At 38.6% G+C, this 23843-nt stretch carries 19 protein-coding genes and 1 tRNA gene; 7 read left to right on the top strand and 13 right to left on the bottom strand.

Annotated elements, in window-relative coordinates; translation table 11 throughout:
* Positions 1–326 precede the first annotated feature (326 nt).
* Entirely contained in the window at positions 327–761 is a 435-nt protein-coding gene (locus H6G26_RS27580) for a TM2 domain-containing protein (RefSeq protein ID WP_190733192.1), read from the top strand.
* Positions 762–1471: 710 nt separating this feature from the next.
* Here H6G26_RS27580 and H6G26_RS27575 read toward each other — a convergent pair.
* The 8 genes from H6G26_RS27575 to H6G26_RS27540 form a co-directional block, all read right to left on the bottom strand.
* Entirely contained in the window at positions 1472–2278 is an 807-nt protein-coding gene (locus H6G26_RS27575; RefSeq protein ID WP_190733190.1) for a hypothetical protein, read from the bottom strand.
* A 296-nt stretch (positions 2279–2574) separates the two neighbouring features.
* Positions 2575–3213, bottom strand: a complete 639-nt coding sequence (locus tag H6G26_RS27570) for a competence protein CoiA family protein (RefSeq protein WP_190733188.1) — start codon at positions 3211–3213, stop codon at positions 2575–2577.
* A 382-nt stretch (positions 3214–3595) separates the two neighbouring features.
* Entirely contained in the window at positions 3596–4825 is a 1230-nt protein-coding gene (locus H6G26_RS27565; RefSeq protein ID WP_206757559.1) for a VapE domain-containing protein, read from the bottom strand.
* Between the two features lie 1032 nt (positions 4826–5857).
* The gene (locus H6G26_RS27560) at positions 5858–6991 is read right to left on the bottom strand and encodes a site-specific integrase (protein WP_190733184.1); all 1134 of its coding nucleotides are present in this window, start codon (positions 6989–6991) and stop codon (positions 5858–5860) included.
* Between the two features lie 169 nt (positions 6992–7160).
* Positions 7161–7233 (bottom strand) — tRNA-Phe (locus tag H6G26_RS27555).
* 75 nt (positions 7234–7308) lie between these two features.
* The gene (locus H6G26_RS27550) at positions 7309–8178 is read right to left on the bottom strand and encodes a metal ABC transporter permease (protein ID WP_190733182.1); all 870 of its coding nucleotides are present in this window, start codon (positions 8176–8178) and stop codon (positions 7309–7311) included.
* An 11-nt stretch (positions 8179–8189) separates the two neighbouring features.
* Positions 8190–8966: a metal ABC transporter ATP-binding protein gene (locus H6G26_RS27545; protein ID WP_190733179.1), complete on the bottom strand. Its 777-nt coding sequence runs from the start codon at positions 8964–8966 to the stop codon at positions 8190–8192.
* An 84-nt stretch (positions 8967–9050) separates the two neighbouring features.
* Positions 9051–9995 carry a metal ABC transporter substrate-binding protein gene (locus tag H6G26_RS27540; RefSeq protein WP_190733204.1) on the bottom strand — a complete coding sequence of 315 codons (945 nt, stop codon included), beginning with the start codon at positions 9993–9995 and terminating at the stop codon, positions 9051–9053.
* A gap of 405 nt (positions 9996–10400) precedes the next feature.
* Between H6G26_RS27540 and H6G26_RS27535 the strand changes: the two genes are divergently transcribed.
* Entirely contained in the window at positions 10401–11999 is a 1599-nt protein-coding gene (locus H6G26_RS27535) for an iron uptake porin (RefSeq protein ID WP_190733177.1), read from the top strand.
* Between the two features lie 99 nt (positions 12000–12098).
* On the opposite strand, the gene H6G26_RS27530 is transcribed toward H6G26_RS27535, so the two are convergent.
* On the bottom strand, positions 12099–13187 hold the full coding sequence (locus H6G26_RS27530; protein WP_190733171.1) for a DUF6745 domain-containing protein: 1089 nt from the start codon (positions 13185–13187) through the stop codon (positions 12099–12101).
* A complete protein-coding gene (locus H6G26_RS27525) occupies positions 13174–13566 on the bottom strand; it encodes a hypothetical protein (protein WP_242053903.1) in 393 nt (130 codons plus the stop codon). The genes H6G26_RS27530 and H6G26_RS27525 overlap by 14 nt, the downstream gene beginning before the upstream one ends.
* 344 nt (positions 13567–13910) lie before the next feature.
* Here H6G26_RS27525 and topA point away from each other — a divergent pair, with 344 nt between their 5' ends.
* The 5 genes from topA (at position 13911) to H6G26_RS27500 (ending at position 21598) form a co-directional block, all read left to right on the top strand.
* On the top strand, positions 13911–16577 hold the full coding sequence (gene topA, locus H6G26_RS27520; RefSeq protein ID WP_190733167.1) for a type I DNA topoisomerase: 2667 nt from the start codon (positions 13911–13913) through the stop codon (positions 16575–16577).
* A gap of 396 nt (positions 16578–16973) precedes the next feature.
* Positions 16974–17114 carry a hypothetical protein gene (locus H6G26_RS27515; RefSeq protein ID WP_167407621.1) on the top strand — a complete coding sequence of 47 codons (141 nt, stop codon included), beginning with the start codon at positions 16974–16976 and terminating at the stop codon, positions 17112–17114.
* Positions 17115–17136: 22 nt separating this feature from the next.
* A complete protein-coding gene (aroQ, locus tag H6G26_RS27510) occupies positions 17137–17583 on the top strand; it encodes a type II 3-dehydroquinate dehydratase (protein ID WP_190733202.1) in 447 nt (148 codons plus the stop codon).
* A 92-nt stretch (positions 17584–17675) separates the two neighbouring features.
* Positions 17676–18617 carry an ADP-ribosylglycohydrolase family protein gene (locus H6G26_RS27505; RefSeq protein WP_190733165.1) on the top strand — a complete coding sequence of 314 codons (942 nt, stop codon included), beginning with the start codon at positions 17676–17678 and terminating at the stop codon, positions 18615–18617.
* A gap of 242 nt (positions 18618–18859) precedes the next feature.
* Positions 18860–21598: an HD family phosphohydrolase gene (locus H6G26_RS27500; RefSeq protein ID WP_190733163.1), complete on the top strand. Its 2739-nt coding sequence runs from the start codon at positions 18860–18862 to the stop codon at positions 21596–21598.
* A gap of 215 nt (positions 21599–21813) precedes the next feature.
* Here H6G26_RS27500 and H6G26_RS27495 read toward each other — a convergent pair whose 3' ends face one another.
* From H6G26_RS27495 to H6G26_RS27485, 3 genes are all read right to left on the bottom strand, one after another.
* Positions 21814–22059, bottom strand: a complete 246-nt coding sequence (locus H6G26_RS27495) for a ChaB family protein (RefSeq protein ID WP_190733161.1) — start codon at positions 22057–22059, stop codon at positions 21814–21816.
* Between the two features lie 154 nt (positions 22060–22213).
* Positions 22214–22315, bottom strand: a complete 102-nt coding sequence (locus tag H6G26_RS42890) for a DUF1345 domain-containing protein (RefSeq protein WP_242053901.1) — start codon at positions 22313–22315, stop codon at positions 22214–22216.
* Positions 22316–23195: 880 nt separating this feature from the next.
* On the bottom strand, positions 23196–23585 hold the full coding sequence (locus H6G26_RS27485) for a DUF1499 domain-containing protein (protein ID WP_190733159.1): 390 nt from the start codon (positions 23583–23585) through the stop codon (positions 23196–23198).
* Positions 23586–23843: the final 258 nt, after the last annotated feature.

Below are 23843 nucleotides of genomic sequence, written 5' to 3'. Positions count from 1 at the left end.
GCTACATCAGCCTATAATGCCTCTATTTTCAGTCCCATGTAGAATGCAAGCTTAAGTTTCATATCGCTTGTTATAGGGAATTGTAGAGCTAGGTATTAAAGCTTAAATGCTATCAAGGCTAATCATTCAACAATCGAAACGTAAGAAACAACCATTCCCCAGTTTTATCGTTAGCAATAGCTATAGTAGTTTACTGTTGTATCCAGTTATTCTCAGGCATAGCTTACATAAATTAGGTTTTGAGTAAGTATTTAAGTGTAATCCCTGAACTAAACCTCTTTAAAAGGTAATATTATTTACGGATAAAGTTTAAATACTATTTCTATATGCAAGGTACAGTTCTCGACTTTTCTATCCAAGCGAACCAGGGATTTATCTCAGCAGATAATGGAAAGAGATATGAATTCACAGGCTCAGATTGGAACCTAGCTACGGCTCCAGAAGCAGGTAATAGAGTTGATTTTGATACAGATGGTAGTAAAGCTTTTGCAATTTATGCAGATCCTACTTCATCTCAAAAAATCAAAGCTACAAAATCTAGAGTTACGGCAGGTATTTTAGCAATATTACTAGGTAATGTTGGTGTTCATTATTTCTATCTAGGTGCATGGGGATGGGGTTTAATTTGCATACTGTTTTGCTGGACTTATATCCCTGCTATTGTGGCATTAGTCTTTGGAGTTCACTACCTCGTTATATCTGATGAGGTGTTTCAGGTTAAACTGAAAAAGAAACCAGAACCTTTAGATATTCTTTGGTAACTGATTATAGTACTCTGCTGAATTAAAAATGGGATTGTGCATTACTACATTAGGCGGAGTTAAAACTAAAAAATAGCACGTAATTTTATTCTCGATTATTTAGCTTTGAGCGTAAAAGTCAAATTAAAAAATGTAAGAAACAACCACTAGCAAAAACTAGAAACCTAGTGGTTTTTTTATGAAATAATTAATAAATAAAAGCTTTTCAAGTATGTAGTAAATGCCAGGAGGCGGAAAACTTTCTACTATCTCGTTACTTACATATTAACTTTATACGCAGTAGACATAAAGGCAACAAGAACAAATGAATTAAATCATATAACAGTACATCTAATACCCACGATAAAGTAAGAGATATACTAAAGCATCTAGACAAATTAGAGGTTTTCTTAACATATATCCAAACTACTACATTACTGGCTAAAGTAACATTACTTAAGGTTAATTAACTTAGTGAAAAGAAAAGTTAAAATAATTAATCGTATTGAGCCGCAAGTACACTAATCCTAATCAGCTATAACTGAGTTTAAATAATATCATATATATAATATACACATTAATCCATATATTAATAGATATATAACCTATTTTTCTTACTATAGATAATGTACGATAATTATTATATTTAAATTATCATCTTAATCATCAGATAGGTAGATATAGAAACAATACTCATTTTATCTATAGAAAAGCGCGCTTGGTGTTAAAACTTACTTTAGATGACCCAATTCTGGTTTTATAACTAAGTCTCTAATTTTGATGTATTGGTTAACATCTTTTTTCAAGTTCATCAATAAATCAACCGCTTGAGATTTGTTTAAGTTGAGTTTAGTAACAATGTACTCAGTGATTAACATAGCTAATCTAGCTATATCAGAGTCACTAGCACTAGGTTGATGTTGTCTTACAGCACTTCTAGCAGATTGTTGTAATTTCTTAACGTCGTGTACTGCTTTGTGTATTTGACTATCTGAATTGTTAACTACGTAATTCTCAACTGTAGTTTTAACGTGTTGTGCGTTAGATTGTAACATTTTCTTAGTAATATCGTTACGTAACTGGTCAAGCCAGATGCACTCTGTTTTAGGTTGATTGTGATCTAACATATAACTTTGGTTGAGTTGAGACTTAACTACTATTTTGTTACCCTGTAGTACTTTGTTGCAAAGTACTCTATCACCTATAGATAGTGTAGTGTTAGTAAGAAATAAACCATTGTATTGTTTTCTTACTTCACTTGGTAAATTGGTTGATTTGTTCAGTAATTTAGATAATTGCTCATATTGTGGTTGAGTAGCTATCCACTTACTGATTGTAATTTCACTGATTTCTACAGTACCTATTGTTAATAACTTTGTTCTCTCTTGTGTCATATTTTGAGAGAATGATTTTTTACGATGCGCTGCTTTAATAGCTTCACTACGCACGAAGTTTTTATCTAGGGTATAAAGTATCATTAGTCCGTTTTCTATGGCTACTTGATACTGTATAGCTTGTGTGCCTAACTTATCTGCCAAATACTGACCGGGTTCCAATTGTAAGAAAAATGGTTGTGACCAGTTACCTAATAAACCAGATGCAATACGATTAGTGGTAGTGGGTTTTTGGCGATCGTTGATATCTGTTTTATCAAGTTGAATTAGGGAACTTACTCTAGTTTTATTAAATCCACCATCTTTACTATCATAGTATCTTCTACTTTCACTAACTAAATTTGAGTAATTATAATTGTCTGGTTTATTTTGTATTGATTCAAATTGTTTTGTCCAAGGATTGTTTAATACTAACTTTATAGCAAAATCGCAAATAGTAACTATATTTTTTTTGTAATATCTTGTTCCAACAAATTGTTTTTACCATGTTTATATAACTGATACATACTGTAAGTTATTATGTATTGAAGCAATTTATAACTAGATTTAACGCACAAATAATTTATTGCCTCGAAAGCTATTTGCTGTTGAAACAAGATTTGTTTATCTTTTACATTTTTTAATGGAATAACATATCTTTGCTTTATTTTGTTGTGATATTTTAAAAAATATTCTATACAATCATTAGTAATGTTATTAATTGCCAGATTATAATTTTGTTTTATTGAATCAATCCAGTTATTAAATTTCACATCATTAACAATTTTTTCTTGCCCCACATAAATCATACTTATGAAGTGCTGTTGAAATATTTCTAATCTTTGTCCCCTATCTTGAATAAAACTATTTATTTGTGTATTCTTACTATAAATTGATGCTCTCAGTTCACATTCTTCTAATTGTCTAGAACTAGTAGCATGATGGTGAGCAAAATAAGGTTTTCTAATATCACCCTTTCTTAAATAAACAGGTTCTCTACATACATTACAAAGTAACTTTAGTTTGTCAGAGGAATAAAAATCACAATTATCTGCATAAACTATTTGACCACCTAAAGCCATTGCTCTTGCAATATCCATATTCAATTGATCTTAGTGATACTCTCATTATTATGAGATTAACTGCTAATACTTAGGATCTACCTGAGTAGAGTTACTTATTATACTGGTGTTTACCAACATATTTCTTTTAGTGGTTGTAACTGATGTAACTACAATGTAACTCACTAGAATTACAATAATGGCTGAAAACCTTGCAATAACTAGGTTTCAAGTTAATGTGTAACTGTAACTAATGTAACTGACTTTTATCAAACTCTTTAGTAAATGTGGATGAATCAAGAGTCAGTACAGATATTGAAAAAAGTTTATAAATTATTGGTTACATGGTTACATGGTTACAAAAAAGCTGAAACCCTTATATAATATGAGTTTCAGCCTGTAACTAAGTGTAACTGAATTATTAGCTGGCTACTTTATCTAAGATATTATTGGTAATTGGATAATAATATTTACCCCCCTTACCGTTAACCCTAGTAGTATTTTTAGGTTTTTCAAAGCCTAAAGATTGTAGTATCCCAGTTACTCTATTTTCATCTGGACGTTTCCAGGTTTTAGGTTCTTTATTCAGAGCCTTAGTTAAAATATCAGACAGAGTAAAAGGTGTTGTTTGATCTAACGCCCAATTAGTTACTATATCTGTCCACATATCTTCAACTTTATACTTGCTAGAGTTAATAGAATTACTTAATTCTTGTTCAGTCTCATTCAAATAAGTAGAATAGTTATCTTTATAAGCTAATACTGCTGCCGCCCAAACTAAATCTCTATTTTGCTTAATCCAATCAATATCTATTTTCTGATTAATTTCAACAATCCAAAATCTTCTATTCCCAGTAGGATCGTGTAAAATCTTATCTTTATTAGTAGTACCTACAAGAATAAATTGTCTTTGTAACGTAACATTAGTTGCAGCATAAGGTTTTCTAAATGAATCTGATGTTTTGGTAATAAATGCTTTAAGTTTAGACATAGCGTAAGGTTTAATAGTCTGTTCGCATTCTCCTAATTCCAAAATCCATTTACTATGACATACCATTAATTCATCTTTGCTATAACTAGCGAAATTGATGGTTTCAAACCAATCTGTACTAGCTAATTCTCTAAAGAAAGAGGTTTTGTAGAATCCTTGTTTTTCACTGTTAAGTATCAACACAGAATCATGTTGACATCCAGGTTCATATATTCTTTTGACTGCTGCTACTAAAGTTTTAGGTAAGTATAGTGCCTCAATTGAATCAGGGTCGATATGCAAAACTTGTTCATTGATGTCTCTGAATAAGTCCTTATAGTTTGTATCTTGATAATTAGAAAAACATTCATTTAAATAATCTTCTATGGGAGAAAAGGGATTATTAAGACTGCAAAGACGGGTTAGCTCATGAATGTATTTATCATTATCCAAAACTACATTATGTTCTTTTGCAACCTCAGCGCGGAATTTAGCGATATCAAATAATTCCCCATCTAAATAGACATCTTGATTGGTTTTGTGCCAGCTTAATCTAGAGATAAATTTTTCTTCTATGATTTGTCTTGTTTGATTATAATCAGTCATAATTAAAATATAGATATAAAAATAATTGGTCATAGTAATCAAAAGCATTAGGCGGCTGAATCTAGTGCTTTTCATTTAATTAGATAAGTTATCAATTACATAGTTTTGTTTGAGGCATTCTATAACTAACTTCCTTATTAAGCTTGTATTTGTAAGCTTATGAAGTTTTGCTATATTCACTAACTGCTCATAATCTTTATTATTTAATCGAGTACTAACTATATGGTTTAGAGGTTTATCTGTGATTTTTGGCATTGTTGTTATGGTTAATAATTAATTTGAATGAATACGACCTAAACAGACTTCCTCAGAATGTGTGGTTAGGTACTATGCAGAATATCCTCAGCCCGTTTTTTACCTACCGTTGGCATCCTTGACTAGTCGATGCCTCTGTTACCTCAGAGCGTCTTAGATATTCGGTTTTCGAGGTTCTGGTTCTATGAGTTTTTTTAGCCTCATGCTGATATTGTAAGCAAGAAAAAACTGTTTGTGTATACTTTTTAAAAAATAACTGATTACAATTTTCTCCTTTGATATAATATCTTTCGTTATTTTGCTTATCAGTATTTTTTAATGATTTTTAGCGCGATTAAGGTAGTTATTTTAATTGCATTAGTCATATTTTTCTTACTCTTTCTTACTCTATACAACTTATTATGTATAGTAATAAATAAGATACATGAATTAGCCTATGTTATTTATCTAGTTTGTTATTAATGCAACTACAATCATTTATGCAATTATATTAAGTATTTCTAGACCTATTACTTAAAGTAGAAGTAAATATATTAATTAAGGTAACTGTATATAATCATAGTCAAATGAAGTTTATTCAAGATAATTATATGAAATATTATTTAAGATACCTATCATATCTATTGCTGATTTAACTAGTGCAAATAAGGTAAATACAATTATCTATTAAACTTAGTTGTCCTATAGTCAATAAGTTATTTATAGTAACTTAGTTAATGTGTTAGAGTGCCATTAGATGAAATAACTGTTAGATGTTACATGAGGTAAGAAAAAAGGATAGTATTGTGTGATTACTATCCCTTGCTACTGTATATATTAGGAGTGCTGATAGTGCGAGTATGATGGATACAATTATAGTTCTGGTACTTGTACTTGTCTTATTGTCCCTGCATAGTGTTTCATTATTATCTCTGGTGAATTACCTACCCATTTAGCAACCTGTACCACACTGATACCAGCTTCTAAGCAATTTGTGATAAAGCTATGTCGTGTATGGTATTGGGGACGGTAAGGAATATTTAACTCAGATAGTACAGTTTTCCAAGCTCGATTAAGGAAATTGTGAGCATCGATTAAACCACCTTTGGGTGCTTTAAAGACTGGTGTATCTGCATTAGCATTACTTGGTTTAATGGAAACTAACAACTCTTTAAGTGATTGATTAACAGGAAATTTGCGACTTTTATGAGTTTTAGTATCTTTACGATTCCCTTCTACTACAGCTTCACAGAAGGTAATTAGAGTTAGATTACCATTGATGTGACCCCAAGTTAAACCTATAGCTTCAGAAGTTCTGCAACCTGTCATGAACAAAAATTTAACGTAGTTTGTGTAATGACTATAGTATGTATTTCTCTCAAAAGCCGCGATAATTTGTTCTTGCTCACTTTTGTTAAATAGGTTGATAGTTTCATCGTTTATAGCTACTTTTACCTTCTGTGACATCCCCACAAAAGGGTTACTACTAATCAACTCAGAATCTATTGCCCAATCACAACAAGCTTTTAATTGAGTCAGGACACGCTTTGTTGCATTAGGTGTTAACGTCTTGAGTAAGAAGTCTCTGATTATTACAGCTTCTGAAAGCTTCTGTGTTGGTAAACTAGCAATGTGGTTTTTAGTTTTTTTATAATCCTTGTTAATAGTGGTTACACTCAAAGTTCTAGACTTATAATCTGTGTACTTATCCCATAACTCGATCAATGTTGTTTGTTGCTGACCTTCTGTTATAGGTGCAACCAGAGTTAAATGAGTTTGGGGTTTATATTTAGCTAATGTGGGGTCAAAGCGTTCAAATGCAATATCTGATTCAATTTGCTTTGCTTTAGCTTCTGCTAACTTACGATTCTCTGGATTATCTGCCATTCCCAGAGTTAGATATTTTTGCTTCCCATTGTAAAGGTGACGTGGTAAACGTAGTCTGAGTCTTTCTTGAAATGATTCGACACCGACTGAACCTTTAGATGCCTTATGTTCTAACTTCATTACCATATTCTTACCTTGACTATGAAAACCTCTGCTCTACTATCATCATAGTCAATTCATAGTCAAAGTCAAGTTAAAAAATGTAAAAACCACCACTAGTTTTTCTAAATTTACTAGGGTGGTTTTCTTGAATCCTTGATATATCAAGGCTTTTACCTATTTATTTGTATGCCAGGAACCGGACTTGAACCGGTGACACGAGGATTTTCAGTCCTCTGCTCTACCAACTGAGCTATCCCGGCTGGGGCTTTTGTGAGCCACGATTAATAAATGTAGCAAACATCCAAGAATATAGCAAGACCTTGGAGAAAAAAGATTTATGCAGCTTTTAACCTCAACTTAAACCAGATAAAAACAGCTACAAATAGCAGAAACTGGACAAGAACAATACTCGGGCCAGAAGCAAGGTTGAAAAGACCTGACACAATGATGCCAGCAATGCTGCTGATGGAACCAACTATCACCGACATGACTAGAAAGCGGCTAAAGTGGTGACTCATCAGTTTGGCGGTGGAGGCGGGAATGACCAAAAAGGCGTTCACCAGTAAAACGCCGACAGCTTTAATCGCTACAGCAACCGCGAGTGAAAGCAAGACCACAAACACGTAGCGGTACAACTGGACGGGAATACCTTGAACTTGCGCTACATCGGGGTTAAGGGTCAATAAAATTTGCTGCCGCAGGGTTGATAGTAAAAATATGCTGCCTCCCACAAGCACTAGCAGCGTCAAAATTAAATCTGTGGCATCGATCGCTAGAATATCGCCGAACAGCACCGCCATCAAGCTCCCACGATATCCTTTAATCAGGCTAGTGAGAATCACACCGATCGCTAATGCCCCAGATAGCACTATGCTAAGTACACTATCGCTAGCTAAGTCGGTTTTGTCGATGAAGTAGAGGACAATAACACCAAAAGCTAAGGTAAAAGGTAACAGCATCCAAGTCGGATTTATCTGTAGCAGCACACCTAACGCTACACCTACTAATGCTGCATGACCAACCGCGTGGCTGAAAAAAGACAACTGGCGCAAGGTGACAAAACTGCCCAACATCCCACCAAGTATTCCCATTAACACAGCACCTGCGATCGCACGCTGCATAAAGGGGAATTGTAATAATTCTATCAAGTCACTACTATTGGCGATCGCAAGCCTTGCTATCTGACAATCATTGAAAAAATTCATACTTATGGACATTAATGTTGGTGCTGGTAGCGGCTAAAACCTGGACCGTAGGTTGCTAACAGGTTTTGCGGTGAAAGGGTAATTTCCGGCTTACCAGTACAAACAATGCTTTGGTTGAGGCAAAGCACGCGATCGCAATGGCGATTTACCATATCAATATCATGAGAAACTTGCAATACCGTCCAACCTTCCTCACGCTTTAATTCATTTAGCAAAGCGTAAAAATCTGCTGCACCTTGCACATCAACACCAGCAAAGGCTTCGTCGAGTACCAACAGTTTGCGAGGCATTACCAAACAATAAGCCAATAAAACCCGCTTGAGTTGACCACCGCTAAGAGTACCAATAGCTTGATGCTGTAAATGATAAGCATCAGTTCGCCGTAAAGCTTCTACTACTGCTGCCGATTTTTCTCGGTCTTGTCTCCACAGCTTGGAAAAAAATAAATCTCCTCTTTTCCCTTCCTTGTCCCATCCCAATCCCACTAACTCGCTGACAGAAATGGGAAAGCTGCGGTCAAAGATGAAGTTTTGCGGCATATAGCCCAACGTGTGACGTAAACGCCCCAATCTTGCAATTGGACGACCCAATATTTCAATCGTACCAGCACTTCGAGGGATCAAATCTAAAACCGCTTTTACCAAAGTACTTTTACCAGCACCATTGGGGCCAACGATGGCTGTATCTGTTCCTGGCAATAATTCAAAGGAAACATCTTGGACAGCTAGATAGCTGCCTTGATAGACAGTTAACCCTTCTACTTTCAAAATAGCAATGTCATTAGTCATTGGTCATTGGTCATTGGTCATTGGTTATTGGTCATTGGTTATTGGTCATTGGTTTTCACAAAGGATAAAGGACAAATGATAAACCTATTTACACGCTGTTTCCAGAGTTTGTAAATTAGCTTTCATAGCCTTGAGATAATGCTGTGGATCTGTTTCGCCGGTTTCCAATGAATCCAGCGTCCGCAAATTTAATTTTAAATCTTTGGATAAGCTGGTTAGGAGTTTGTTATCTACTCCTGGTTCACTAAATAAAGCTTTAACTTTGAATTTTTTCACAGCATTAACTGCATTTTGCACATCCGTTGGTGAAAGTTGATCTTCGGGAATTTGCACCACAGCAACTTGCTTGAGGTTATAACGTTGAGCTAAATATGAAAACGCATCATGAAAAGTAATAAAAGTGCAACTAGGAGTTTTCTGTAAAGTCTGCCGAAATTCACTGTTTAAACTTTCTAATTCTTTAATATAAGCCGCAGCATTGGCCTCATAAGTAACTTTATTCGCCGGATCGGCAGCAATCAATCCATCACGAATATTAGTTACCTGCTGTTTTGCCAAAACTGGATCTAACCAAACGTGGGGATTACCTTGGGCGTGTTCATGGTCGTGGTCTTTTTCCTCCTCGGTCGTCACAACAGGTGAAATTTCATTTAAGGGTTTAATACCTTTACTAGCATCAATTTCAGTTAATTTACTATTTTCGGCATTTTTAACAGTATTTTCCAGAAACTCCTCCAAACCTAAACCATTTTTTACTAACACATTTGCAGTTGCTATCGCTTTGACATTTTCTGGTGTCGCTTGATATTCATGTACCTCCGTACCAGGTGGCACTAGAATTTCTACATCTGCCACATTCCCAGCTACTGCCTTAGTAAATAAATATATCGGCAAAAATGTTGTCACTACTTTAGTTTTTTCTAACTGCGCTACTGGGGTGGATGCAGTCGTCTGTGCTTGTGACGACTGTTCAGTAGTTGCTCCCTGATTCTGATTCGATTGGCTACAGCCAGCTGTCATTGACAACATTAACAGAACAATTACGGACAAGATGCTGCTTCTTTGGCTGCCCGTTCTAAGTCCTCTGCAATTTACAATCACGGGGTTTTCTCCTCAAAATGGATACAGGTCTGCCTTTGTCACAATTCCTATTGACAATAAGACCTATTCTAAATTTATACTATAATAATTCTCATTCTCATTCAATCCATATAATATCATTCTGAGTTTTCTGTGTAATGAGTAACAACAAAACTTTTTCAGATGGTAGAGCCCTCTGCAATTTAGTTTTACCTAAATAATTAGGATTTCTTGACTTTTTTTGTTAAAAAGTTTGCTTACTTCTGATAAGATTACTGACAAATGTTTTCATAAAATACACGTAAAAAAAAACGTGCTTTGGGTGTGAATTGGAGATTCAGTGTGAGGGGAAAAATGCAAAAATTCTGTAAATATTTGCTAGTTAGTCCAGCAGTATGTGGTGTCATGCTATTTTTTAATCCTGCTGCATTTGCAGGTGAAACATCTAGCATTTCTGAAATTAATCAACCGCAAATTTTAGCTAGTCCAGATACAGAAACTCAGATAACGGGGCAAGTTACCTCCGTATCTCAATTTTCTGATGTGCAACCCACCGACTGGGCATTCCAAGCATTGCAGTCCTTGGTTGAGCGCTATGGGTGTATTGCAGGATACCCAAACAGCACTTATCGTGGTAATCGGGCATTAACGCGATATGAGTTTGCTGCTGGTTTGAATGCTTGTCTTGATCGGGTTAACGAATTAATTGCTACAGCCACTGGTGATTTAGTTAGCAAACAAGATTTAGCCACATTACAAAAGCTGCAAGAAGATTTTTCAGCCGAACTGGCGACACTCCGAGGTCGTGTGGATGCAGTAGAAGCACGCACTGCTGAATTGGAAGCTAATCAGTTTTCAACCACAACCAAATTGCAAGGACAAGTAGTCGCAGTTGTTAGCGATGTTTTGTCAGGAAATACAGTTAACGGTGCAGAAATTACAGATGAGAATACAACTTTAGGGGTACGAGCGCGGATAGAACTTGTGACCAGCTTCACAGGGCGAGATACATTGTTCACTAGAATCCAGGCTAATAATATTCTCAGCCCTAACATTGGTACACCAGAGGGCAACTTATTTTTTGCTGGTGATGGTACCACTGATGCTGCTATAGATGCGTTGTTCTATAGATTTCCCTTGGGCGAAAAAACAGAGGTTATCGCTATTGCCAACGCAGGTGCAGCAGATGACCTTACCACCACTGTTAATATCTTTGATGGTGATGGCGCTTTTGGTGCTTTATCCACCTTTGGTACACGCAACCCAATTTACTACCAAATAGGTGGTGCGGGGTTGGGAGTAACGCACGAGTTCAGTGACAAATTGGCACTGAGTCTAGGGTATTTGAGTGGTACAGCTAATGACCCTACACCCAATAATGGTTTGTTTAATGGGAGTTATGGTGCGTTGGCACAGTTGACGGTTAAACCAAGCGATCGCATTACTATTGGTTTAACTTACCTCAATTCCTACAACCAACCACTACTAACTGGTAGCAATGCAGCAAATCTCGCACCCTTGGATTTAGATGCCGATGGTACGTTAGATTCCCGATTTTCCAGTAATTCTTACGGTGTCCAAGCATCCATTGGCATCACTAATAACATAGTCTTAGGTGGTTGGGCTGGATACACCAATAGCCGCACATTGACTGGAAACCGTGGAGAGGTTGACATTTGGAACTATGCCGTTACCCTCGGCTTTCCCGACCTTGGTAAAGAAGGTAACTTAGCAGGTATTATCGCTGGTGTAGAGCCAAGAGTCACAAGTTCTAATATCGCAGGATTGGATAGAGATGAGGATACATCCTATCATCTAGAGGCGTTCTATCAGTATAAGTTGGCTGACAATATCACCATTACCCCAGGAGTCATCTGGTTAACATCGCCAGATCATAACGATGACAACGATGATGTTGTAATTGGCGCACTGAGAACCACATTCAGTTTCTAATTTTCAAAATTTCTAAAGGAGACGCAAAAGTTAAATTTGCGTCTTTTTTTTGTGTGATATCAAAAATAAAACTCAATCCAAATGCTGGGCTTGGTAAACTCAGGTTTGCACAACAAATTCTTCTGGATCAATTCCCCAATTTACCCAACGAATTGCCTCACGCGCTGAGTTCATATTAGGTGGAACTCGCAAGGCGTGAATAGAGCTTGTGCTAGGGCAAGTCATTTTTAATAAATAAATCGGCTCGATATCCACATTATTATCAATTTTTAATAGAGTATATTCTTGCCAATTATCTAATTCAATAGTTTGCAATTCTTGGCAAATTCGAGCGTAACCAATACCCTGAATTAACACTCGACGTAGTTCAGCATTTTCTTCTGTTAAAACCCATTGAGATTGCCATTGCTGCGGGTGAATTTTACCGTATTTTTCAGGCAAAGTTACGCCGTGGTAGGAGTAAAGGCTATATCCATCAATAAATTCAATGGCGGGTTCGCCTTCAGCGTGCAGGCGATTTTGATTGTCGAAGCGTAGATGAAGGGGGCGATCGCATACTATACAAATTTCCTTAAAAGGATAAACCCAACCACAATTCTCAACAAGTCCTTGCAATAACTGCCATCCTTTGGAATTGTAAGGTGCATTGAATATAACAAAACCAATTTCAATCAAACAGCATCTTTGTATCCATTCTTCAGGCTCCACTCGCATATCGCTCTCTAAGAAGCTCAAAACTTCATTAGGAATATCTTCTTGAGTGATTAAATGCTGTATTACCTGTTGCCAGAAGAAAAAACATATATCTAAGTCAAAGTAAAGTTCATTGGATAGAGAGGAAAATAAATCTTCAGACAATAACTCTCCTAAAAAATTCAGTATCTTAATAAACAAATCATGGTATGTTTTTAGCAGATAATTTGGTAAATTCCATCGATACCAATATTTTTCAAGATTGCTGTAGTTATTTTTTAAATTAGCATTAACGCTTTTAAAAGCTGCAAGAGGGCTATCAAAAAATAAAATTTCCGGTTTAGATAAGCCTATAACTTCGTAAACTATTTTTATTGCTTCCCCTGCTTTCTCTCTATCAATTCGATCAGTTGAAAGCGCGAGCGCTCTCCACTTTTCCCTATAAACTGGAATCAAAGCCTCTTGCTCAGGCGTTAACTTTTCAATCAGCGACATAACGCCAACCTTCAGGCTCATATTCCCTCTGAATTTTCACCATCCAGTCACCTTGGGGAATAGAAATAGCTTTATGCTCCTCATGGACAAGCAATGCCGACTCTGAGAACACACGTAAATAAAGTGTGCTATCTTTTTCGTATAATTCTGCGTTTCCCTCAGTAATGCGATGCTTATGCCCTGTAACTTCGCCTTCTGCCAAAGTTAAGTGAGGTATTTTTTGTCCTTCAATTTGCTGCACAGGCAGTAAAATTACATCACCTTGACGAATTGGTTGCATGGTTTTGCTTTCCTGACATGGGTACAAACCCAACTTCGCTTTTGCTCTCAAGTTTGGTTTAATCTTGGCACAAGCTCTTAGAAATTGGGCATTGGGCAATTAATAAATAGTTATTCTCCCCTTCTTTCCCCTACTTGCTCATCTCCTATGCCCTATGCCCCATGCACTATGCCCCATGCCCAATGATATTTTGAAAACTGTAGTCGCCAATTATGCGTTAGATAAGTTAAAGATTGAAATAGCTGGAAATTCACACCCAGCGTTCCCCTCCCCTAACCTCTGGGATAGACTAGGCCATAAGTTCAGCAGATTTTATCCTAAGCAGGCAGTTTATGTGAGGATTAAATCACTGCCCTAAGCGTGACCTTTTGTCTTGACAATTTGCAAAAATTACCTCAATTTGACTGTTTAGCTTAGTAACTCTTCTTTTTATTGAAATTTCCATGTCAACTCTCGTCATTGTCGAATCTCCAACCAAAGCTCGTACCATTCGCAACTACCTGCCAGCAGGCTATCGGGTAGAGGCATCTATGGGTCATGTGCGTGACCTACCCCAGTCGGCTAGTGAAATTCCTGCTGCCGTCAAAGGGGAAACATGGGCGCAGCTAGGGGTGAATGTGGACGCCGACTTTGAACCGGTGTATGTTGTCCCGAAAGACAAAAAGAAAATTGTTACCCAGCTCAAAGATGCCCTCAAAGATGTAGATGAACTGATCCTGGCAACGGACGAAGACCGGGAAGGTGAAAGCATTAGTTGGCATTTATACCAATTGCTGAAGCCGAAAGTTCCGACTAAGCGGATGGTCTTTCACGAAATTACCCAAGAGGCGATCAAAAAAGCTCTGAAAGACTGCCGCAATATTGATGAGCAGTTGGTACGCGCCCAAGAAACGCGGCGGATTTTAGATCGACTGGTGGGTTATACCCTGTCTCCCCTGCTATGGAAAAAAATCGCTTGGGGATTATCAGCTGGGCGAGTGCAATCTGTAGCCGTGCGAGTTTTAGTTACTAGAGAACGCCAACGTCGCGCCTTCCATGAAGGTACCTACTGGGATTTGAAAGCCAGTTTGTCAAAGGAAAAAACCCCTTTTGGTGCCCAGTTGGTAACATTGGCAGGAACCAAAATCGCTAACGGCAGTGATTTTGACGCAGCGACCGGACAAATTACCGCAGGTCGCAATGTCTTGTTACTCAACGAAGACCAAGCGGTAGCACTCAAGGAACGCCTAACTGGCAAAACCTGGAGTGTCACCGACATGGAGGAACGCCCAGTGACGCGCAAACCGTCGCCACCGTTCACCACCTCGACGTTGCAACAAGAATCTAACCGAAAATTGCGCCTCTCAGCCCGTGACACAATGCGGGTTGCCCAGAATTTGTACGAGCAGGGATATATTACCTATATGCGGACAGATTCGGTGCATTTGTCAGATCAAGCGATCGCAGCTGCTCGGAGTTCTGTAGAAAAGCTTTACGGTCAACAATACCTTAGTCCCCAACCCCGGCAATACACCACCAAATCCAAAGGCGCACAAGAGGCGCACGAAGCAATTCGTCCAGCAGGTAGCACCTTCCGCACCCCCCAAGAAACTCCTTTGGGCGGTCGAGAACTTGCTATCTACGATTTGATTTGGAAGCGGACTGTTGCCTGTCAAATGGCTGATTCCCGGCAAACTCAAATTACCGTGCAATTGCAAGTTGAGGATGCTGGATTCCGTTCTTCTGGCAAACGGATTGAATTTCCAGGATACTTACGCGCCTACGTCGAAGGTTCAGACGACCCAGAAGCAGCACTTGAAGACCAGGAAGTAATTTTGCCGAATCTGAAAGTGGGAGATCATCCGAATTGCACAGAACTCGAAGCAGTTGGGCACGAAACCCAACCACCAGCTAGATACACCGAAGCTACTTTGGTGAAAACCTTGGAAAGCGAAGGTATCGGTCGTCCCAGTACCTACGCCAGCATTATTGGCACAATCATCGACAAGGGTTATGCCCATTTGGTGAGTAACGCTCTCATTCCTACCTTCACCGCTTTCGCCGTCACTGATTTACTGGAAAAACATTTCCCGGACATCGTTGATCCTAGTTTCACCTCGAAGATGGAGCAAACCCTTGATGATATTGCCACAGGTGAAGCGAAATGGCTACCCTACTTAAAGCAATTCTATCTGGGAGATAAAGGGCTGGAAACCCTAGTAAAAGAACAGGAAAGTCAAATTGATGCCACCAAAGCTAGGACTGTGGAACTGGAGAATCTAGATGCCAAAGTCCGCATTGGGAAATATGGCCCCTACATTGAGGTCGAAAATGGCGATGGAGTTATCACCGCCTCAATTCCTAAAGACCTGACACCGGCCGACCTCGACCCCAAACAAGTAGAAGTATTACTGCGACAAAAAACCACAGGCCCTGACCAGGTAGGTCGGCATCCCGAAACTGGCGAACCGATTTATGTAAAAATTGGTGCTTACGGGCCTTATGTCCAATTGGGTGACAAAACCGATGAAAACCCCAAACCGAAACAAGCCTCCCTACTCAAAGGTGTTACCCCAGAAACCGTTACCCTGGAAATGGCTGTTGGTCTGTTGGCACTACCCCGGACATTAGGAGTTCATCCAGCCACTGGCGGCAAAATCCAAGCAAGTTTGGGACGCTTTGGCCCCTATGTGGTTCATGACCAGGGTAAGGAGGGGAAAGATTACCGTTCCCTGAAAGCTGTTGATAATGTATTGACAATTAGCTTAGAACGTGCATTAGAATTATTGTCTGAGCCAAAAAAGGGACGCAGTTCTACCAACAGCAAGTCAAAGGCAGCCTTACGCGAACTGGGTACTCATCCAGACGATGAGGAAAAAATTAACATTTACGATGGCCCCTATGGCCCTTACATTAAGCATGGCAAAACTAATGTGAGTATTCCAGAAGGTCAAACAGTAGAGGATATAACCCTGACTGAGGCGCTGAACTTGTTGGCAGCTAAAGCATCGACAGCAAAATCGACTCGCAAAACTAGTAAATCAACAAGTTCTAAATCAACAAGTTCTAAATCTAAGTCAACTGCTAAGTCATCAACGACGGCTGCGAAAAAAAAGGCAACAGAAAGTTAATTGCAAGTCAGCTAATTTTTTGGATTCATAGAGTTTTGGGGTTCATGCCCGGATGCCACTTGCTTTATGCCAGGGAAATCTTCCACCGCAGTGGCTCCTCCCTGTAGGTGAAATAAATCTAAAATCTATCAGTCTAAAATTCGTAGTCAAGAGTCCAAAGTCTGATTCTTAACTCTTGACCCTTGATATTCATCCTATCAAGGATGCAGTACACTAGCTTGCAAGTGTGATACTCTAAAAAGTAAGGGAAAACACAACGCCAAATTTTAGAAGTGGCTTATGTCCCAAATACGGGGTTTTTATCAGCCCGGTTGGAAGCCAGAGGTGCGAAAAAATACTATTTTCTGCGTACCTGTAAATCAAAAATTGAGGTAGTATCTCAGGAGCAGTCAGTTCATGGACTATATAGAAAAGGTGCTGGAAAAGGTTAAGGAATTAGCACGGAGGCTAATTGAGAGCCTGTTAGGGCCAGAGGCGGAACCGGAACCGGAACTGATTCCGATTCCTGTGAACGATCGCTCGCGTCGTCGTCACTAGGCTCAAAGTGCTTAACTCGACATTGCAACCCTTAAGCATTCTGGCACTGCATGGGCCGAACTTAAATTTGCTAGGACAGCGAGAACCAGGAATTTATGGTGCGTTGACACTAGCTGAAATTAACCGCCTGTTAGAAGAAGAAGGATTCAAGCTACAGGCGAAAGTTTTTTCTATGCAGTCAAATCATGAAGGAATTTTAGTAGATACTATTCATGGCGCATTAGGACAACATCAAGGAATTTTAATTAATGCAGGGGCATATACCCACACAAGTGTAGCCTTGCGAGATGCGATCGCTGCTGTTAATTTGCCCACAGTCGAAGTACACCTGAGTAATATATACCGCCGGGAAGATTTTCGTCATCATTCATATATTGCCCCAGTAGCGATCGGACAAATAAGTGGTTTTGGTGGACAAAGTTACTTGTTGGGCTTACAGGCATTAGTGAATCATTTAAGAAGCATATAAGCATGAAAAATAAATTGATTTTAGATTTTGAATTTTGGATTTTTAGATTAAATTCTTGAATCTAAAGTCTAAAATCTAAAATCCAAAATTGTATGCGTCATTCTCCTATAAATCGGTTTAGAGGCACTTTACTGGGAGCATTCCTGGGAGAAATAGCCACTGGTGATATACAGTCTCAGAGTAGTCTGGATTTGGGCAGAATGGCGGTTCTAGGCACTGAGAGTTTGATTACGTTAGGTAAATTAGATTTAGATGATTGGATAGCGCGTCAGCAACAAGAATCTCTTCATTTAGCAGCAACTGACGATATATCGATAAAAATAATTCTTGCGACATTACCAGTAGCACTTTTTTGTCACGAAAATCCTATTAAGCTCCAAAAAAACTTGCTGAACGTTCTAAAAATCTGGGAGGATGACCCAGTAGTAAGGGATGGAACGCTAGCAGTAGGATATGCGATATCTCTTGCCCTAACTGAAAAACTCAACTCTCTAACCCTCATTCCACAAATAATTTCTTTTCTCGGACAAACACCGACATCAATACCAAAAAAATTATTAAGAGTTCAAAATTTATTAGAGCAAGGGGCTGGATTGTCAAGGGCGCAAGCTGAGTTTGCTAAGGAAGAAAAACTCAGTAACACTATTGCTATGGCATTCTACTGCTTTTTGAGTACTTTGGAAGACTTTCGCCTAGCAGTTTTGCGGGCTACTCACAATGGCAATTTCAAAGTGCAAGATGCTACGCCTTTCAGTTCACAGGCTACAGGTGCAATTACTGGTGCTTTATCAGGAGCATATAACGGTATAGGCTCAATTCCCGTAAATTGGCAAGTCTTGCTCTTGCAAAGGAATTCTCCAACATGGGGACTAAGTAGCTTTTCCCAAATGTTAGAATTGACCGATGCATTAGTAGCAGTGTGGTCGGGAGTGTATGATATTGCCTTAAATCCAAGGGAGTTAGTAGCACAGGAGGGATGTGAGGTAGCTTTGCTTTCAGTTTACGCAGCTCCTCGTGTTATTCGGTCGCGTTAATGCTATTTTCACCGAACAATGGTACGGGTACTAAACGCTGAAGACTACTAAATTTAGCCAAAAACTAAAAAACTTATATACTAGAAATTTTCAGCAAATCTCAACCTGAGTATGCAGGTAGCTATTGTGGTAAATCAGCTTTAATTAGCCTCCACCACCCTAGTTGCAGCAGCCGCAGATCAAACTTCCCTGATGATTGTCTTATTTTGAGCTATCAAAGTCAGCAATTGCAGGCAGAAATAATGAAAATAGAGCAATTTTTGCAGTTCTTAACCCAGCAATTAACTCACTGGCGGCGACAGTACAAAGGACTACGCCGTAAAGGAAAGTTAATGAGAAGTCCCAAAAGCAAAATTCATAGAAGGGAACTTCTAAGGACTATCTTTAACAATGTAATTTTATTTTTAACAAAAACCAACCATAAAAGCGAACGTCGAAAACAAGAAAGAGCGTTCAAGTCAAAGGCAAAATCGCTCAAAACTAAGAGTAGTATTTATGCAGTCTGTTTAGATTGGGTACATGAACAGCGTTCTTTGGTAATTTTAGCGATCGCTGTAGTGTCCCTCACAGGTATTACGGGACATAAATTCTACAACCAAACTCAACTTCAAGTAGGAAATACTGCATCCCAGACGATTACAGCACCTTACACAGCCAGCATCGAAGATCAGAAAAAAACAGAAGCCGAGCGCAAAGCCGTCAGTAAAAGCTCCTTACAAGTGTTGATGATTGATGCGCGAATGAATGAGCAAATCAACAGAAAATTGCAACAACTTCTGGATGATGGTAACGAAATTCGCGCCGTTGCTGGAGCTTTTCCTTTTTTTGATCCTGTCGTTTTGTCCATCTCTACCCAGCGTTACCTCCGCTCTTGTCCAGACTCGGAATGGCAAGCACTGATAGTAGCTGTAGAAAATAGTAAAAATCAGCATAAGAAAAGAATAGGACAAACCACTACTTCATCCCGTCCATCATCCATCCCCGCACTCAGTCCAGAACGCCAACCGCGCACCGCGCCATCCAAATCTGATTTCCAGAGTCCCCAGGTAACACCACAGAAAACAGAGCTAGTTGATTTTTCTCAAAGCACTGACTTTACCCAAGCAGTAGGAGAACTAGAATCTTACTACCTCACAACTTCTGAGAAAAACTTGTCTTTAGTGATTGCTCAAATTTCCCAAATACGTCAAAGGTATACCCAAGCCACTGCTAAACTTTTAAAGTTAGAGACTGTTACCCCAGAAGCAGTATATGAGGCATCTCTTTTTTTGGATTTGTCAGATGTGGAATGGGAAAAAACACAAATGGGAATCCATCAGAGTGCAGAGCGGATTCTCACCCAAGGCATCCCACATGGACTGCCAAAAAATATTTTACAAGATGCAGTGAGTTTACAATTGCAGAGCTTTATACCAGAATCTGCTGAACCTTTGGCAAAAAACTTATTGTTAGCTGTACTCAAGCCGAATCTGCAAAAAGATGAAGAACAAACCAGAGAAAATGCTCAAAAGGCTGCTACTGGAGTCCCACCTGTGATGGTGAAGGTGCGGCGTGGTGAGGTGATTGTCAAAAAAGGAGCGCAGATTACTGCATGGAACTTTGAGGTGCTGGAGTATTATCACCTGGTTAGTTGGGAGGTAAAATGGCGGGAGTTGGCGAAGTTAGCAGGCGTTATTGTGATCGCCATTGGCATTTTTGTCTGGGTAGAACGTCATGTCAATTGCGAATTGCGACAACGCGATCGTTTATTGGTGTTATTGCTGACTTTGAGTGTGCCAGGGTTGGTAACGATGGGATTGCCTTATACCACCTGGAGTGCCCTTAGTTTATTGTTGGGAAGCTTCTATGGCCCCACTTTGGGCTTGACAGTTGTTGGACTGCTGTTGCCGATATTAGCTATTAGCTTGGATATAAGCAAGGCTGCACTTTTAGCTGGTGCAGGGGGAGGAATATTAGGTAGTTACATAGCACAACGATTGCGATCGCGTGAAGAATTGGCATTATTAGGTGTTGCCATCGCTTTAACTCAGGGCGGCATTTACCTTCTTGTTAAAATCTTAATTGGTCAAGTATTTGGTTCAACTTGGTATATTGTTCTCCGAGAAGCCGGATTGTTTGCTTTATCCGGTTTAGGCTGGAGTGTTGTAGCTTTAGGCTTGAGTCCTTATCTAGAAAAAGTTTTCGATTTAGTTACCCCAATCCGTTTAGCGGAATTGGCGAACCCTAACCGCCCTTTATTAAAACGACTTGCTACAGAGACTCCGGGAACTTTTCAGCATACGTTGCTTGTGGCTACCCTTGCCGAAGCTGCTGCCAAAGAACTAGGATGCAATGTTGAACTAGTCAGGGCTGGGACATTATATCACGATATTGGCAAAATGCACGATCCCCTTGGCTTTATTGAAAATCAAATGGGGGGGCCGAATAAACATGATACAGAGATTAAAGACCCTTGGAAGAGTGCAGAAATTATCAAAAAGCACGTAACTGAAGGGTTGGTGATGGCGCGTAAACACCTTTTGCCGACAGCAATTCAAGCTTTTATTCCAGAGCATCAGGGAACGATGCTAATTGCCTATTTCCATCATCAAGCCCAGCAAATGGCTCAGGAAGATCCAAGTTTAACAGTGGATGATGCAGATTTTCGCTACGATGGCCCGATTCCCCAATCACGGGAAACCGGAATTGTTATGTTAGCAGATTCTTGTGAAGCGGCGCTGCGATCGCTCGAAGCGTCAAGTTCAGGTAAGCGTATGGAAGACAAGCGATCGCTTAAAGATGTTTCAACTGAACAAGCTTTAGCAATGCTTAATAATATTCTGCGTGCCAAATGGCAAGACAATCAACTCGTAGATTCAGGGCTAAAACGGGAAGAGATGTCACAAATTGCTCAGATATTTGTGGATGTTTGGCAGCAATTTCATCACAAACGGATTGCTTACCCGAAATTGAAGGCTAGTAACACTGTGCGGAATTCGTAATGTTATTTCCTAACCTATCAATCTTAAAACCTGAAGAAATTATTAGGAGTTAAACAAAAATAATATAGGAATAATATTTGATTTCTGAAAAAGCTCCGTACATTTGAATACCATACAGTAAAGGGAAATTCCATGTCCGCTTTGTAAAGATGGAATTCCCCTTAGATTTTTGCCTTACCTCTAACAAAAAATACCTATGTCGAGCTTCAATTTACTCAATTGCCACCAGACACAACAGATTTATTATGTATGGCAGTGTCTTCAGGCTTTCTCTGCCATTTGCCATCGTCGCCTGGTTGGTATTCATTCTTTACACTATTCCAAGCAACTTCACGGGCACCCTCTTCACTCATACCATTACTTTGAGCAGCACTTAAGGCTGCTGCAAAAATCTGCTGTGCGTGTTCAGGCAACTGTTCTCTAATATCATCAGGCAATTCATTTGTTGTTTGATCAGGCATAAACTTACTCCAATTATTTAAACTTATAGTTCATCTTAAAAAACTGGCAATATAATTTCCTCTTTCTGGAAGTAGAGAAGTAAATAATCATACTTTTGGCTGAGTCAAGCAAATTTTAAATCAGCGATACAATTATTTATATTGATACTCATAGCTAAAATAGTGGTATTGAAAAAGAAGGATAATATGCTATGTAATAGGTCAAGCGCCTGATCTCGGGTGATGTCGTCTGCACATCTGAAACTTGACTCGTCATGCGAATTACAAATGAATAATATAAAAGAAGTTACGGTCGGTTCACTCATTTTACAAACAGAATAGTCAAATAACAGCCTGAAAGTGTAGTCAATTATTCAATATGAGAAATGAAAAACGCAGATATTACAGTGTAGCCAAAAAAGAAAATTACAGTATATATCATAAAAAGCTACTTTTTTAGGAAAGGATTAAATAATCTTTATGTACTTTTAATTTATAGTTAATGCTGAGTGTAAACATCTACTAAAAAGAATATTCTATTAAATGTCTAGAGGATGACTTGGCGTAACAAAATTATGTTTTACATTTAGGTAAACTATATCTTACGAATTACAGCAATACTCAGGCAACAAACCATTGGAAAGGTGCAAATCCTTGTACCCCTACGGTAGGCTATTAGCTCCAGGGCGGTAACTATATCAATAATAGCAATTTATTGTCAATAGCCTCAAAGCTAATCTCATTAAGATTTCTTTCTTGACAATTTGTGTTCAATCTTGCTGTTACTGAATCATCACAAGACAATAATGAAAAAAATTAAGTTTTATTGAGGCGTTAATTTGTGTTGATTATCACATTCCTTCTTTAAAGGGCATTCAAACTTTTGAAAGATTTTTCTCAGCAAGACGAACGCTAGCATTGCAACAAAGCCATTTAATATTATCTTCTGACTTTTAGCCCCCGATCCATCGGGGGATTTCTGTTAGTAGGTAATCAAATGCTTCCCCACTAAATGAACCTCAAGCTTAATAGAATACCATCCAGTTGATGGGTGTTAACCATTGGTTATTATTCGACCAAAAAGCAAACCTTTGAAACTGTGTTTCTGAGAAGCAAGAATCTCCCGCTATACCGCTTTGCGGTATAGCGGGGGAATGTTAATTTAATTTGCCTCTGATCGTCTCTATTCGTTGACGATTTACACCTAAATCACTCTGACCTAAGCGTGAAGCTGAACGTACTTGGATTACATTAGCATTTCGGTCTAGATAGAATTCTACATCATCCACAAATCCTAACAAGGCACTTTTAAATTCTGCATATAAATAATCTTGGCTTTCGCTAATGATTTTAGTTCTTGGTAAGGACTGAATAATCTCTTTAAGATTAGCGATTGCTTCTTCTGGGGTAGATGTAAAAGTCAGTGGTGCAATTTTGTGGCTTGCATCTGTACTCTGACTAGAAACGCAGTTAGGAGAATTAGGGCAGGGTGCTAATTTACCGTTGCTGATACCTAAATTATTTGGTCGTTTGCCAGCAAAAACCATAATTATGTCTTTGGGTAAGTTAATAAGTATACTCTCATACATTTGTTTGAATCACTGTAATACTTTGCCGCGATCGCATCTTCTGACAAATGATAAATTCATAATACTTACGCAGAAGAGATCCCACAACCCGTAATAAATAGATAGCTTTTTAAAGCAGGGTAAGAGCATCTCAATCAGGCTTGACATAAGGAATTAGAAGAATCTAATGTATTGTTAATGAAACAACTGAGAACCTGAATCATATAATTGTTATCC

It is taken from the genome of Nostoc sp. FACHB-888, assembly GCF_014696655.1.
Taxonomy (GTDB): Bacteria; Cyanobacteriota; Cyanobacteriia; order Cyanobacteriales; family Nostocaceae; genus Nostoc.
Note: the sequence above shows the minus strand (reverse complement) of the source record. Positions and strands in the feature narration are given on the sequence as shown.

What these genes read in the sequence shown, in the direction of transcription:
- H6G26_RS27580 (WP_190733192.1), top strand. Translation starts at nt 327, where the DNA reads ATGCAAGGTACAGTTCTCGACTTTTCTATCCAAGCGAACCAGGGATTT.
- H6G26_RS27570 (WP_190733188.1), bottom strand. Translation starts at nt 3,213, where the DNA reads ATGGATATTGCAAGAGCAATGGCTTTAGGTGGTCAAATAGTTTATGCA.
- H6G26_RS27565 (WP_206757559.1), bottom strand. Translation starts at nt 4,825, where the DNA reads ATGAAAAGCACTAGATTCAGCCGCCTAATGCTTTTGATTACTATGACC.
- H6G26_RS27560 (WP_190733184.1), bottom strand. Translation starts at nt 6,991, where the DNA reads ATGAAGTTAGAACATAAGGCATCTAAAGGTTCAGTCGGTGTCGAATCA.
- H6G26_RS27550 (WP_190733182.1), bottom strand. Translation starts at nt 8,178, where the DNA reads ATGAATTTTTTCAATGATTGTCAGATAGCAAGGCTTGCGATCGCCAAT.
- H6G26_RS27545 (WP_190733179.1), bottom strand. Translation starts at nt 8,966, where the DNA reads ATGACTAATGACATTGCTATTTTGAAAGTAGAAGGGTTAACTGTCTAT.
- H6G26_RS27540 (WP_190733204.1), bottom strand. Translation starts at nt 9,995, where the DNA reads ATGTTGTCAATGACAGCTGGCTGTAGCCAATCGAATCAGAATCAGGGA.
- H6G26_RS27535 (WP_190733177.1), top strand. Translation starts at nt 10,401, where the DNA reads ATGCAAAAATTCTGTAAATATTTGCTAGTTAGTCCAGCAGTATGTGGT.
- H6G26_RS27530 (WP_190733171.1), bottom strand. Translation starts at nt 13,187, where the DNA reads ATGTCGCTGATTGAAAAGTTAACGCCTGAGCAAGAGGCTTTGATTCCA.
- topA (WP_190733167.1), top strand. Translation starts at nt 13,911, where the DNA reads ATGTCAACTCTCGTCATTGTCGAATCTCCAACCAAAGCTCGTACCATT.
- H6G26_RS27515 (WP_167407621.1), top strand. Translation starts at nt 16,974, where the DNA reads ATGGACTATATAGAAAAGGTGCTGGAAAAGGTTAAGGAATTAGCACGG.
- H6G26_RS27505 (WP_190733165.1), top strand. Translation starts at nt 17,676, where the DNA reads ATGCGTCATTCTCCTATAAATCGGTTTAGAGGCACTTTACTGGGAGCA.
- H6G26_RS27500 (WP_190733163.1), top strand. Translation starts at nt 18,860, where the DNA reads ATGAAAATAGAGCAATTTTTGCAGTTCTTAACCCAGCAATTAACTCAC.
- H6G26_RS27495 (WP_190733161.1), bottom strand. Translation starts at nt 22,059, where the DNA reads ATGCCTGATCAAACAACAAATGAATTGCCTGATGATATTAGAGAACAG.
- H6G26_RS42890 (WP_242053901.1), bottom strand. Translation starts at nt 22,315, where the DNA reads ATGACGAGTCAAGTTTCAGATGTGCAGACGACATCACCCGAGATCAGG.
- H6G26_RS27485 (WP_190733159.1), bottom strand. Translation starts at nt 23,585, where the DNA reads ATGGTTTTTGCTGGCAAACGACCAAATAATTTAGGTATCAGCAACGGT.